The organism is Streptomyces sp. NPDC045701, from assembly GCF_056432045.1.
In genome coordinates this window covers 65,474-79,020 of sequence record NZ_JBWKJV010000011.1, presented here as the reverse complement: position 1 = coordinate 79,020, position 13,547 = coordinate 65,474, and the positions used below count along the sequence as shown (strand labels likewise).

Annotated in this window: 12 protein-coding genes; 11 read left to right on the top strand and 1 reads right to left on the bottom strand. The window is 73.4% G+C overall.

What is annotated here, in order from left to right; translation table 11 throughout:
* Positions 1–155: 155 nt before the first annotated feature.
* Positions 156–1,880 carry a PucR family transcriptional regulator gene (locus AC07DW_RS15255; protein ID WP_478858124.1) on the bottom strand — a complete coding sequence of 575 codons (1,725 nt, stop codon included), beginning with the start codon at positions 1,878–1,880 and terminating at the stop codon, positions 156–158.
* Positions 1,881–2,235: 355 nt separating this feature from the next.
* On the opposite strand from AC07DW_RS15255, the gene AC07DW_RS15250 reads away from it, so the two are divergent.
* The 11 genes from AC07DW_RS15250 to AC07DW_RS15200 all read left to right on the top strand — a co-directional run bounded on the left by AC07DW_RS15250 (position 2,236) and on the right by AC07DW_RS15200 (position 13,536).
* Positions 2,236–3,126, top strand: a complete 891-nt coding sequence (locus AC07DW_RS15250) for an FAD binding domain-containing protein (RefSeq protein ID WP_478858123.1) — start codon at positions 2,236–2,238, stop codon at positions 3,124–3,126.
* A gap of 3 nt (positions 3,127–3,129) precedes the next feature.
* Entirely contained in the window at positions 3,130–3,747 is a 618-nt protein-coding gene (locus AC07DW_RS15245) for a (2Fe-2S)-binding protein (RefSeq protein WP_478858122.1), read from the top strand.
* Between the two features lie 5 nt (positions 3,748–3,752).
* Positions 3,753–6,161 carry a xanthine dehydrogenase subunit D gene (gene pucD, locus AC07DW_RS15240; protein WP_478858121.1) on the top strand — a complete coding sequence of 803 codons (2,409 nt, stop codon included), beginning with the start codon at positions 3,753–3,755 and terminating at the stop codon, positions 6,159–6,161.
* A gap of 236 nt (positions 6,162–6,397) precedes the next feature.
* Positions 6,398–7,840: an NCS2 family permease gene (locus AC07DW_RS15235; protein WP_478858120.1), complete on the top strand. Its 1,443-nt coding sequence runs from the start codon at positions 6,398–6,400 to the stop codon at positions 7,838–7,840.
* 40 nt (positions 7,841–7,880) lie between these two features.
* The gene (locus tag AC07DW_RS15230) at positions 7,881–9,020 is read left to right on the top strand and encodes an XdhC family protein (RefSeq protein WP_478858119.1); all 1,140 of its coding nucleotides are present in this window, start codon (positions 7,881–7,883) and stop codon (positions 9,018–9,020) included.
* 203 nt (positions 9,021–9,223) lie between these two features.
* Entirely contained in the window at positions 9,224–10,321 is a 1,098-nt protein-coding gene (locus AC07DW_RS15225) for a glutamate--cysteine ligase (protein ID WP_478858118.1), read from the top strand.
* Positions 10,322–10,403: 82 nt separating this feature from the next.
* Positions 10,404–11,171: a catalase family protein gene (locus AC07DW_RS15220; RefSeq protein WP_478858117.1), complete on the top strand. Its 768-nt coding sequence runs from the start codon at positions 10,404–10,406 to the stop codon at positions 11,169–11,171.
* 30 nt (positions 11,172–11,201) lie between these two features.
* The gene (locus AC07DW_RS15215) at positions 11,202–11,420 is read left to right on the top strand and encodes a hypothetical protein (RefSeq protein WP_478858116.1); all 219 of its coding nucleotides are present in this window, start codon (positions 11,202–11,204) and stop codon (positions 11,418–11,420) included.
* Between the two features lie 57 nt (positions 11,421–11,477).
* Positions 11,478–11,954 carry a DUF5709 domain-containing protein gene (locus AC07DW_RS15210; protein ID WP_478858115.1) on the top strand — a complete coding sequence of 159 codons (477 nt, stop codon included), beginning with the start codon at positions 11,478–11,480 and terminating at the stop codon, positions 11,952–11,954.
* Complete coding sequence (locus tag AC07DW_RS15205; RefSeq protein ID WP_478858114.1) at positions 11,954–12,547, top strand: 2Fe-2S iron-sulfur cluster-binding protein; 594 nt, start codon at positions 11,954–11,956, stop codon at positions 12,545–12,547. The genes AC07DW_RS15210 and AC07DW_RS15205 overlap by 1 nt, the downstream gene beginning before the upstream one ends.
* Complete coding sequence (locus tag AC07DW_RS15200; protein WP_478858113.1) at positions 12,544–13,536, top strand: FAD binding domain-containing protein; 993 nt, start codon at positions 12,544–12,546, stop codon at positions 13,534–13,536. The genes AC07DW_RS15205 and AC07DW_RS15200 overlap by 4 nt, the downstream gene beginning before the upstream one ends.
* Positions 13,537–13,547 lie beyond the last annotated feature (11 nt).

Sequence of the window (13,547 nt, the reverse complement as noted above, 5' to 3'; positions counted from 1 at the left end):
CGCCGCGGAGGGGGTCCGCGGAGGTGTCCGCGCGCGGCCCCGGCCGGGAGTCCGCCGGGGGATGCTCCTGGTTGTCCGGTCGGCTGACCGCCCGGCTGTCCAACTGTCCGGACACCACGTGGTGTTCACTCCCCGTCGATCGTATTGACGCCATGTCAGGACATGCGCAGGGCAAGGAAGAAGTCCAGCTTGTCCTCCAGCCGCGACAGGTCACGCCCCGTCAGCTGCTCGATCCGGCCCACCCGGTACCGCAGGGTGTTGACATGCAGGTGCAGCCGGCCGGCGCAGCGGGTCCAGGAGCCGTCGCAGTCGAGGAAGGCCTCCAGCGTCGGGATCAGCTCCGCCCGGTGCCGCCGGTCGTAGTCGCGCAGCGGGTCCAGCAGCCGGGCCGTGAACGCCCGCCGTACGTCGTCCGGCACGAACGGCAGCAGCAGCACGTGCGACGCCAGCTCGTGGTGCCCCGCCGCGCACACCCGCCCCGGCCGCGCCGCCGCCACGCGCCGGGCGTGCCGCGCCTCCTCCAGAGCGCCGCGCAGCCCCTCGGCCGAGTGCACGGCGGCGCTCACGCCCAGGGTGAGGCGCCCGTCGTCCGCCAGGCCCGCCGACAGGGGGCCGCGCACGGCGGACAGCAGGGCGTCCGCGTGCAGTCCGGCGGCGGCGCCGTCCGCGGCGGCGGCCCCTTCGCCGTCCTCCGCCGTGCCGTCGTCGTCCCCGCCCGGCACGGCCGGCAGCGGCACCAGGGCGATCGCCTCGTCCCCGGTGTGGGCCACCGCGATGCGGTCGGCCGAGTCGGGGCCCGCCGTCGCGGGGTCGACCAGGATCTCCTCCAGCAGCGACTGGGCCACCGGCCCGGCCTCGATGCCCGGCGCACCCGTACCGCCCTCGCCCCACTCCACCCGGGCCACCACGACCTGCCAGTGCGGGGCGGTGCCGAGCCCCGGCAGCAGCACCGGCGCGGCCACCCGCAGGCGGGCGGCGATCTCCGCGGGGGCGGCGCCCGTCTGCACCAGCTCCAGGACCTCCTGGGCCAGCCGCCGCCGCACCGTACGCGCCGCGTCCCGCCGGTCCCGCTCCACCGCGATCAGCTGGGTGACGCCCTGCAACAGGTCGAGCCGGGCGGCCGGCCAGTCGCCGGCGTCCGCCTCGACGGCCAGCAGCCAGTCGGACAGCACGCTCTCGCGCACGTCCCGCGAGGCGGGGGCGGCACCGCGCCCGGTGTTACGGATCGGGAAGAGCGAGTACGTCAGGCCCCGGACGACCGCCCGGTGCGGCCCGCGCCGCCCGGAGCGCGTGGCGGACAGGTGCTCACCGGCCAGGACGGCGCCGATCTCGGGGGGCAGCGGCGTGCCCGCCCCGGCGATCCGGCGTCCCGTGGGCGACAGCACCCAGGCGCGAAGGTCCAGGTCGGAGCCGAGGAGGTCGAGGACCACCTCCGGACCGCCGCCGGCCGGGCCGGAGGTCATCAGTCGTCTGTGCCGATCCACGACGGCCGCGAGGTCGCCGGCCCGCTCACCCGACACCTGTCGAACGACGTACTCGGTGATCGTTGCGAACGCAACCGACTCGTTCACCGCGAACAGCGGGAGCCGGTGGCGCAAACACGCCTGAACCAGATCGTCCGGGATCGCCCCCAGCTCCGCCTCGCCGGCCGCCAGGCCCGCCACCCCGGCGCTCGCCAGGATGCGGACGAAGGGCTCGGAGTCGGCCGAGTCCCGCCGCCAGGCGAGGCCGGTGAGGACCAGCTCTCCGCCGGACAGGTACCTGCTGGGGTCCCGCAGGTCCGTGGTCATCACGCCGCGGACCGTACGGTCGAGCTCGTCCTCGCCGCCGAGCAGCCGCAGCCCCAGCGCATCGGTTTCCAGCAGTGCGCGCAGCCGCATGTGATCGCCGCCGATCTGTCTCGTGGGTGTCTCGTTGTTGCCGGTGAGCCGTGGCCACCGTTTCCAGGGGGAAACGGCGAGGTTACTGCTCCACCTCTTTCGTTCGAATCTACAAGACTCGGCGGGCGACCGGCCAACTCCTTCATGGTTTCGGTGGCTGCACCGGGCGGAGCACCGCTGGGTGTACTTGGGCCACGACGCGTCAACAGCACTGAGCATGAAGACGAAGACGCGGGCCGGCCGTCCCCCGAGCCCCAGCGAACCAACTGATCACGCGGAACCCGGAACAAGTCGATCTCCACGATCACCCACCGCCGGACCAGTGATCACCGGATCACGTAGAAGAGAGCCACTCATGGACTTCCTTCGCCCCGCTAGCTGGGAGGAGGCGCTCGCCGCGAAGGCCGAGCACCCCACGGCTGTGCCCATCGCGGGTGGCACCGATGTCATGGTCGAGATCAACTTCGACCACCGGCGGCCGGAGTACCTGCTGGACCTGAACCGCATCGAGCAGCTCAGCGAGTGGGAGGTCGGCGAGGAGAACGTCCGGCTGGGCGCCTCCGTCCCGTACACCCGGATCATGGAGCACCTGCGGGCCGAGCTGCCCGGCCTGGCGCTGGCCTCCCACACCGTGGCCTCGCCCCAGATCCGCAACCGCGGCGGTGTCGGCGGCAACCTGGGCACGGCGTCCCCGGCCGGCGACGCGCACCCCGCCCTGCTGGCGGCCGGTGCCGAGGTGGAGGTGGAGTCCGTGCGCGGCTCCCGCTTCATCCCGATCGACGAGTTCTACACGGGCGTGAAGCGCAACGCGCTCCAGCCGGACGAGCTCATCAAGACCGTCCACATCAAGAAGGCCGACGGTCCGCAGCAGTACTCCAAGGTGGGTACCCGGAACGCGATGGTGATCGCGGTGTGCGCGTTCGGTCTGGCGCTGCACCCGGAGACCCGGACCGTCCGGACCGGCATCGGCTCGGCCGCCCCCACGCCCGTACGGGCGAAGGAGGCCGAGGAATTCCTGAACGCCGCGCTCGAAGAGGGCGGGTTCTGGGAGAGCGGCAAGATCATCACTCCCTCGATCGCCAAGCAGTTCGCGGAGCTCGCCTCCGGGGCCTGCAACCCGATCGACGACGTGCGAGGCACCGCCAAGTACCGGCGCCACGCCGTCGGCATCATGGCCCGCCGCACGCTCGGCTGGACCTGGGAGCAGTACCGCGGCACCGGCCGCACCCTTGAAGGAGCTGCATAAACGATGCGCGTCAATTTCACGGTCAACGGACGTCCGCAGGAGGCCGACGACGTCTGGGAGGGCGAGTCCCTCCTCTACGTGCTGCGTGAGCGCCTGGGCCTGCCCGGCTCGAAGAACGCCTGCGAACAGGGCGAGTGCGGCTCCTGCACGGTCCGCCTGGACGGTGTGCCGGTCTGTTCCTGCCTCGTGGCCGCCGGCCAGGTCGAGGGCCGCGAGGTCGTCACCGTCGAGGGCCTCGCCGACTACGCCAGGCAGCGTGCCGAGCACAGCGGCGCGTGCGGCACCGGCGCCTGCGGCACCTCCGGCACGTCCCTCCAGGAGGCCCAGGGCTGGAAGGCCCGTCCCTCCGACGGGGGCGGCGACTCCCGGACCGGCGAGGGCACCGAGCTCTCCCCGATCCAGCAGGCATTCATCGACGCGGGCGCCGTCCAGTGCGGCTTCTGCACCCCGGGCCTGCTCGTCGCGGCCGACGAGATGCTGGAGCGCAACCCCTCCCCGTCCGACGAGGACATCCGCGAGGCGCTCTCCGGCAACCTCTGCCGCTGTACGGGTTACGAGAAGATCCTCGACGCCGTCCGCCTCGCGGCCGCCCGTCAGGAACGTCAGGGAGAGGCGGTCTGATCCCGATGGCAACCACCACCCGAGTCGCCGCCGCCCCGGCCGGCACGCCCACCAAGGTCACCCAGGGCTCCCGGACCAAGGGCGGCATCGGCGAGTCCACGCTCCGCCCCGACGGCACCCTCAAGGTCACCGGCGAGTTCGCCTACTCCTCGGACATGTGGCACGAGGACATGCTGTGGGGCCAGATCCTCCGCTCCACCGTCGCGCACGCCGAGATCGTCTCCATCGACACCTCCGAGGCCCTCGCCCAGGCCGGCGTCTACGCCGTCCTCACCTACGAGGACCTGCCCACCGAGGTCAAGAACTACGGCCTGGAGATCCAGGACACCCCGGTCCTCGCCAACGGCCGGGTACGCCACCACGGCGAGCCCGTCGCCCTGGTCGCCGCCGACCACCCGGAGACCGCCCGCCGCGCCGCCGCCAAGATCAAGGTCGAGTACCGGGAGCTGCCCGTCGTCACCGACGAGGCCTCCGCGACCGCCCCCGGCGCGCCGCTGCTGCACCCGGGCCGCGACGACCACCACGCCGGTCACGTACCGCACCCGAACATCGTGCACCGCCAGCCGATCATCCGTGGCAACGCCGACGAGGCCGCCAGGAAGGCCGACGTCATCGTCTCCGGCGAGTACGTCTTCGGCATGCAGGACCAGGCCTTCCTCGGCCCCGAGTCCGGCCTCGCGGTCCCGGCCGAGGACGGCGGCGTCGACCTGTACGTGGCCACCCAGTGGCTGCACTCCGACCTCCGCCAGATCGCCCCCGTCCTCGGCCTGCCCGAGGAGAAGGTCCGCATGACGCTCTCCGGCGTCGGCGGTGCCTTCGGCGGCCGGGAGGACCTGTCGATGCAGATCCACGCCTGCCTGCTGGCGCTCCGCACCGGCAAGCCGGTCAAGATCGTCTACAACCGGTTCGAGTCCTTCTTCGGCCACGTCCACCGCCACCCGGCGAAGCTCTGGTACGAGCACGGCGCCACCAAGGACGGCAAGATCACGCACATGAAGTGCCGGATCGTGCTGGACGGCGGCGCCTACGCCTCCGCCTCCCCGGCCGTCGTCGGCAACGCCTCCTCGCTCGCCGTCGGCCCGTACGTCATCGACGACGTCGACATCGAGGCCGTCGCGCTCTACACCAACAACCCGCCCTGCGGCGCCATGCGCGGCTTCGGCGCGGTCCAGGCGTGCTTCGCGTACGAGGCCCAGATGGACAAGCTGGCGAAGAAGCTGGGCATGGACCCGGTGGAGTTCCGGCAGAAGAACGCCATGGAGCAGGGCACCCTGATGCCGACCGGCCAGCCGGTCGACTCGCCCGCCCCGGTCGCCGAGCTGCTGCGCCGCGTCAAGGCCCGCCCGCTGCCGCCGGAGCGCCAGTGGGAGTCCACCGAGGGCGCCGACGTCCGCGCGCTGCCCGGCGGCCTGTCCAACACCACCCACGGCGAGGGCGTCGTCCGCGGCGTCGGCTACGCGGTCGGCATCAAGAACGTCGGCTTCTCCGAGGGCTTCGACGACTACTCCACCGCCAAGGTGCGCATGGAGGTCATCAACGGTGAGGCGGTCGCCACCGTCCACACCGCGATGGCGGAGGTCGGCCAGGGCGGCATCACCGTCCACGCGCAGATCGCCCGCACCGAGCTGGGCGTCACCCAGGTGACCATCAACCCGGCCGACACCCAGGTCGGCTCGGCCGGCTCCACCTCCGCCTCCCGCCAGACGTACGTCACCGGCGGCGCGGTCAAGAACTCCTGCGAGCTCGTCCGCGAGAAGGTCCTGGAGATCGGCCGCCGCAAGCTCGGCACGTACCACCCCGCGTGGGCCACCGCCGAGCTGCTGCTCGAAGGCGGCAAGGTCGTCACCGACGGCGGCGAGGTCCTCGCCGACCTGGTGGACGTCCTGGAGGACGAGGTCGTCGAGATCGAGGCCGAGTGGCGCCACCGCCCCACCGAGGCCTTCGACCTGCGCACCGGCCAGGGCAACGGCCACGTCCAGTACTCGTTCGCCGCGCACCGCGCGGTCGTCGAGGTGGACACCGAGCTGGGCCTGGTCAAGGTCATCGAGCTCGCCTGCGCCCAGGACGTCGGCAAGGCCCTCAACCCGCTGTCCGTCGTCGGCCAGATCCAGGGTGGCACCACCCAGGGCCTGGGCGTGGCGGTCATGGAGGAGATCATCGTCGACCCCAAGACCGCGAAGGTGCGCAATCCCTCCTTCACGGACTACCTGATCCCCACCATCCTCGACACCCCGAGCATCCCGGTCGACGTGCTCGAACTCGCCGACGACCACGCGCCGTACGGCCTGCGCGGCATCGGCGAGGCCCCGACCCTGTCGTCCACCCCGGCCGTCCTCGCGGCGATCCGGAACGCGACGGGCCTGGAGCTCAACAAGACGCCGGTGCGCCCCGAGCACCTCACGGGCACCCTGTAGGCCCTCCGGGCGGTGCGTGCCTCCCGGGAACGTCACACTTCCGCGCCCGCACCGCCCGGAGCATCCCCCCACTGTCCCCGATCCCCCCATCCCCCCACCGCAGTACCGCCCCACACGGCATCACCCCGTTCGTCTCGGGCCGTCCCCCGGGTCGTGCAGCCCACGCACCATCCCAAATCCCGCAGTCTTTGCCCCCGGGCATGCGGGTGCCCCTTTGAACCTTGGGAGTAGGCACCATGACCCAATCGTCAGTGGAGCCGAAGACCGTCGCCGAAGACGCGGGACCCGGTTCCCGCGTTCCCGCCGGACGGTCTTGGCTCGACCGGTACTTTCACATAACCCACAGAGGATCCACGGTCGCGCAGGAAGTGCGCGGCGGCATCACCACCTTCATGGCGATGGCCTACATCCTCCTGCTCAACCCGCTGCTGCTCGGCGGTCCGGACGCGGCCGGTGACAAACTCAGCCAGCCCGCCCTCATCACCGCCACCGCTCTCGCCGCGGCGGTCACCACTCTGGCGATGGGTCTCATCGGCAAGGTCCCGCTCGCCCTCGCGGCGGGCCTGAGTGTCGCGGGCGTCATCTCCACCCAGGTCGCCCCGGACATGACCTGGCCGCAGGCCATGGGCATGTGTGTCATCTACGGCGTCGTGATCTGCCTCCTGGTGGTCACCGGCGTCCGCGAGATCATCATGAACGCGATCCCGCTCGCCCTGAAGCACGGCATCACCATGGGCATCGGGCTCTTCATCGCGATGATCGGCTTCGTCAACGCCGGCTTCGTCGGCAAGGGCGAGGGCGGCGGTCCCGTCACCCTCGGGGTCGGCGGTTCGCTCGCCGGCTGGCCGGTCGCCATCTTCTCCTTCACCCTGCTGCTGATCTTCATGCTGCAGGCCCGCAAGGTCCCCGGAGCGATCCTCCTGGGCATCGTCGTGGGCACCATCGTCTCCGTCACCGCCACCGCGACCGGACTCATCGACGAGGCGGCGTGGGCCGGGAAGGCCCCCGTCCTGCACGGCAGCGTCGTCTCCATGCCGGACTTCTCGCTCCTCGGGACGGTGGAGTTCGGCGGCTGGGAGCAACTCGGGTACACCACCGTCTCGATGATCGTCTTCACGCTGGTGCTGGCCGGCTTCTTCGACGCCATGGCGACGATCATCGCCGTCGGTCAGGAGGCCAAGCTCGCCGACGCGCAGGGCCGCATGCCGGGCCTGAGCAAGGCCCTGTTCATCGACGGCGCCGGCGGCGCGATCGGCGGTGTCTCCGGAGCCTCCGGCCAGACCGTCTTCATCGAGTCCGCCACGGGCGTCGGCGAGGGCGCGCGTACCGGCCTGTCGGCCTCGGTCACCGGCCTGTTCTTCGCCGCGTGCCTGTTCTTCACCCCGCTCACCCAGCTCGTGCCGGGCCAGGTGGCCTCGGCGGCCCTGGTCGTCATCGGCGCGATGATGCTGCAGAACGCCCGGCACGTGGACTGGACCGACTGGTCCATCGCCGTCCCGGTCTTCCTGACGGTCGTGCTGATGCCGTTCACGTACACCATCACCACCGGTGTCGGCGCGGGTGTCATCGCGTACTGCGCCATCAAGGCCGCGCAGGGCAAGTGGCGCGAGCCGAGCGTCCTGATGTGGGTGCTCTCCGCGGTGTTCATCTTCTACTTCGCCTCGGGTACCGCGCACTGACGGGACCCCTCACACATCCGTCGTCTGCAAGGAGGCCGACATGCTGGACATCGCCGAGGAGCTCCACCGGTGGGTCGAGCAGGGACGTGACTTCGCCGTCGCCACCGTGGTGGCGGTCGGTGGCAGCGCGCCCCGGCAACCGGGCGCCGCGCTCGCCGTGGACAGCGAGGGCACGGCGATCGGGTCGGTCTCCGGAGGATGTGTGGAGGGGGCCGTGTACGACCTGTGCCGGCAGGCGCTCCAGGACGGCGAAACCGTCCTGGAGCGCTTCGGCTACAGCGACGAGGACGCCTTCGCGGTCGGCCTGACCTGCGGCGGCATCATCGACATCCTCGTCACCCCGGTCCGCGGCGGGGTCTACCCCGCCGCGCTCGGAGCCGCCGCCGGAGGGGAGGCGGCGGCTCTGGCCAGGATCACCGACGGCCCGGCCGACCTGATGGGCCGCGCCCTCCTGGTCCGTCCCGACGGCTCGTACGAGGGCGGCCTGGGCGGCCACCCGGAGCTGGACCGCACGGCGGCGGGTGAGGCCCGCGCCATGCTCGACGCCGGCCGCACCGGCACGGTGACCATCGGCGAGGACGGCTCGCGCTGCGGGCAGCCGCTCACCCTGCTGGTGGAGACCAGCGTGCCCGCCCCCCGCATGATCGTCTTCGGGGCGATCGACTTCGCGGCGGCGCTGGTACGGGTGGGCAAGTTCCTCGGCTACCACGTCACGGTCTGCGACGCCCGCCCCGTGTTCGCGACGCCCGCCCGCTTCCCCGAGGCGGACGAGGTGGTCGTCCGGTGGCCGCACGAGTACCTGGCGGACACCGAGGTGGACGGCCGCACCGTGCTGTGCGTCCTCACCCATGACGCCAAGTTCGACGTCCCGCTGCTCGAACTGGCCCTCAGGCTTCCCGTCGCGTACATCGGCGCGATGGGCTCCCGCCGCACCCACCAGGACCGCAACGCGCGCCTGCGCGAGGTCGGCGTGACGGAACTCGAACTGGCCCGGCTGCGTTCCCCGATCGGCCTCGACCTGGGCGCCCGTACGCCGGAGGAGACCGCCCTGTCCATCGGCGCGGAGATCGTGGCCGCCCGGCGCGGCGGCAGCGGTGTGTCCCTCACCGGCGCCCACACCCCCATCCACCACGACGGCCCGGACGCCGCCCCGGCGGGACGCATCGGCTCGGTGGCCTGACCCACCCGCGTCCCTCCTCGTCCACCGGCGACGAGTTCCGGCCCCCGGGGGAAAAGACGCCGGAGCGGATCCGGCCGGAGGCGTCGGGAACCCGCCACATCCCCCGCGCAGGCCCGATGGACCGGTGCGCGCGGGCCTCCCGGCCGGGATGATGGGGCGTCCCGCGCAGTCCCCGCCGGACGCGATCGGAAAGGTGGTTTCCGTTGCGCACTGTCGGAGTGGAAGAGGAACTCCTCCTGGTGGACCCGCGGAGCGGTGAGCCACGCGCCCTGTCCACCGCCGTGCTGGCCGCCGCCACCCGGGAGAGCCGGGGCAGGGCCCACGCCTTCACCAAGGAACTCCAGGGACAGCAACTGGAGTTCGCCACGTACCCGCAGTCCGGTATGAAGGAGCTCGGCGCCGAGATCGAACGCTTGCGCGCCGAGGCCGCGCGGCACGCGGCCGGGGCCGGGGCCGCGGTGGTGGCCCTCGCCACCTCCCCGTTGCCCGCCGGCCCCGCCGTCACCGAAGGCGGACGCTACCGCTGGATACGGGAGCAGTTCGGCCTCACCGCCCTGGAACAGCTCACCTGCGGCTGCCACGTCCACGTCTCGGTCGAGTCCGACGACGAGGGCGTCGGAATCCTGGACCGGATGCGGCCGTGGCTGTCCGTCCTGCTCGCACTGAGCACCAACTCCCCCTTCTGGCAGGGCTGCGACAGCGGGTACAGCAGCTACCGCAACCGGGTGTGGGGGCGCTGGCCCTCGGCCGGCCCCGTGGAGGTCTTCGGCTCTGCCCGCCGCTACCACCAGCAGGTGAGCGACCTGCTGGACACCGGGATCCTCCCCGACGAGGGGATGGTGTACTTCGACGCCCGGCTCTCCCGCACCTACCCCACCGTCGAGGTCCGCGCCGCCGACGTCTGCCTCGACGCCTCCACCACCGTCCTGCTCGCCGCCCTGACCCGCGCCCTGGTGGACACCGCCGCCCGCGAGTGGCGCGACGGCGAGCCCCCCGCCCGCCACGGCGTGGGCGTGCTGCGGGCCGCGACCTGGCAGGCCGCCCGCTCCGGCCTGGACGGCCCCCTGGTCCACCCGCTCACCATGCGCCCCGCCCCCGCCGACCGCGTCGTGCACGCCCTGTTCGGCCACGTCGAGAAGGCGCTCGACGAGAACGGGGACCACACCCGGGCCCGCCAGGGCATCGCCGGTCTCCTCGGCGGCGGCAACGGCGCCCGCGTCCAGCGGGACCTGCTGCGCCGTACCGGCAGCCTCCGCGAGGTCGTCGCCTCCTGCGTACGCCGCACCCAGGAGGGGCGGTAGGCCGCGAGGACGGGCCGGACAGCGCGTGTCTTGCCCGGCGCCGGCGGGGTACCCGGTGCCTCACGACACGGAAGGAGCCGGTGTGGCGATCGAGAAGGGTGCCTTCCACGTGGCGCGCCGCCTGGCCCGGCGGCGTTCCGCACCCGCCTTCCACCCGCGGGGCCTGGTCTGCGCCGGGGCCCTCGACGTGCCCGGTACCGGCGACGCCGCCCGGTGGGGCGTGCCGTTCCTCGACCGGGCGGGGGAGTACGCCGTGACCCTGCGCTGGTCCCGGGCCGCCGGGCTGCCGGCGCGGTGGCCGGACGGCCTCGGCCTGGCGCTCCGGGTGCGGGAAGCGGGCGGGCCGGACACCCCGCTGGACCTGCTGATGACCTCCAGCGGCACCGGCCGGCTGTTCCGCCACCTGCCCCTGCCGCGGCGCGACGCCCTCGGCGGGCCGTACTCCACCCTGCTGGCGTACCGGACCGGCGACCGGGAGCGGGTGATCGCGGCGTTCCCCGCCCGCGAGGGCCGCGCCGGGGTGCCCGGCGACCCCGACGCGCTGCGCCGCGCGCTGGACCGCGGCCCCCTCCGCCTCCGGCTGTGCGCGGCCGCCCCGCACGAGCCCTGGCGGATCTTCGCGACCCTGACCGTACGGGCGCCCCTGCCGTACCCGGAGGCCGCCGTGCCCGCCTACGACCCGTACCTCCACGCGCTGCCCGGCCTGCGCCCCACCCACCTGCTGCGCGACCTGCGCACCGCCGCCTACCGCGGATCGCGCCACGGGCGGGACGCGGTGCTCACGGAGCGGCATGATCCGGCGTCCCGGGGGCAGACGCCCGGGCGCCGGGACCGCCCCGGCACCCCGTAGCAGCCCGCGCCCAAGGAGAGACCTCTCGTGATGCCGCACCGCACCGCCGCCGCCTCGCCGATATACGACCGGCTCGTCGACGAGCACGGAGACGTCCTTCACGAGGTGAGAAGGCTCGCCGAGCTCACCCACCAGGAGGCCGAGCGGCTCCTGCTGGGACGTCTCCGCCTCCGGGGCGGACCGGCCGGAATAGCCCACGGTCGGGCCCGCCGTTCCGCGCCGCCCGGAATGCCGGGAGGTGTGACCTGATCCAGGCTGGATACGCGATCAGGCAGACGATCAGGAGCAGCACACGGGAGCGATGCCATGGACACCGAGAACGCGATGGGCGACAACGTCTACCAGCCCGACACCGAGGGCCGGGAGGACGACGGGATCCTCGACCCCGAGGACACCCTGACGGACCGGGAGGCCGACCCCTACGACGAGGGCTACTCCCCGCCCGAGCGGCCCCTCGCCGTCGACCACGTCGGCACCACCGCCCGTGAGCAGCGCGAGGGCGAGACCCTCGACCAGCGGCTCGCCGAGGAGGTGCCGGACCCGGCCCTGGCGGAGCCCGACGACTCCAACGGCATCGGCGACCTCCCGGGCGGTGACGGCGAGCCCATCGACGACCAGGTCGGCCGTGAGCGCTCCGGCCGGCTCGTCGCCCCGGACGAGGGCGTGCGGGAGGACGACGAGAAGGACGTCGTCGCCCGGGACGTCGGCATCGCGGGCGCCGCCGCCTCCGCGGAGGAGGCCGCCATGCACACCGTCCCCGACGAGGCCGACGAGACCCTCTGATGAGCACCGCGCACCCGCACCGGGACCGGGCAGGCGACCCGGCCGCCCACGAAGGGCACCCCGACGGGGCGGCCCCGACCCGGTCCCGGGTCACCCTCCATGTGAACGGCGAACCGAGGGACCTCACCGTCGACCACCGGACCACCCTGCTCGACGTGCTGCGCGAGAACCTCGGCCTGACGGGGGCCAAGAAGGGCTGCGACCACGGGCAGTGCGGGGCGTGCACCGTGCTCGTCGACGGGCGGCGCGCCAACAGCTGCCTGCTCCTCGCGGTCGCCCAGGACGGGGCGGAGGTCATCACCGTCGAGGGCCTGGCCGCGGGCGGCGAGCTGCACCCGGTCCAGCAGGCGTTCCTCGACCGGGACGCCTTCCAGTGCGGCTACTGCACCCCCGGCCAGCTCTGCTCGGCGGTGGGCGTGTTCGCCGAGGCCGCCGCCGGGCACCCCTCCCACGTCACCGACCCCGGCCGGGCCGCCGGCCAGGGCCCGGTGGAGCTCACGCCCGCGGAGATCCGCGAGCGGCTGAGCGGCAACCTGTGCCGCTGCGGCGCCTACCCCAACATCGTCGCCGCCGTCGAGGACGTGACCCGGTGAAGCCCTACGGATACGTACGCGCCCGAACGGTCGAGGAGGCCACCGCCGCCCACGCGGCCCGCCCGGGAGCCCGCTACCTGGCCGGCGGCACCAACCTCGTCGACCTGATGAAGCACGGCGTCGAGACCCCCGGCACCCTCGTCGACGTCAGCCGGCTGCCGCTCGACACCGTCGAGGAGCCGCCCGGCGGGGGGCTGCGCATCGGCGCGACCGTACGCAACAGCGACCTGGCCGCCCACCCGCTGGTGCGCGAGCGGTATCCCGTGCTGTCGCAGGCGCTGCTCGCCGGGGCGTCGGGCCAGCTGCGGAACATCGCCACCACCGGCGGGAACCTGCTCCAGCGCACCCGGTGCCCCTACTTCCAGGACACCGCGACGCCCTGCAACAAGCGCGCGCCCGGCACCGGCTGCGCCGCCCGCGAGGGCGTCCACCGCGACCACGCCGTCCTCGGCCACTCCCCGCACTGCGTGGCGACGCACCCCTCCGACATGGCCGTCGCCCTCGCCGCCCTGGAGGCCACCGTCGAACTGCACGGCCCCGACGGCGAACGGACCGTGCCGGTGACCGAGTTCCACCGGCTGCCCGGCGACCACCCCGAGCGGGACACCGTCATCCGGCCCGGCGAGCTGATCACCGCGGTCGTCCTGCCGCCCGGCACGGCCGGCCTGCCGTCCGCGTACCGCAAGGCCCGCGACCGCGCCTCCTACGCCTTCGCGCTCGCCTCCGTCGCCGCCGTCCTGGACCTGGCCGAGGACGGGACCGTACGCCACGTGGCCCTGGCCTTCGGCGGCCTCGCCCACCGGCCGTGGCGCGCCCGGCTCACCGAGACCGCGCTGCTCGGCGCCACGCCCACCGAGCACGCCGTCGCCCACGCGGTGGAGGCCGAACTCGGCCTGGCCCAGCCGCTGCGGGACAACGCCTTCAAGGTGCCGCTCGCCCACAACCTCGCCTGCCGGGTCCTGTCCGAACTGGCGGCCGACCGCCCCTGAACCGAAGGTCC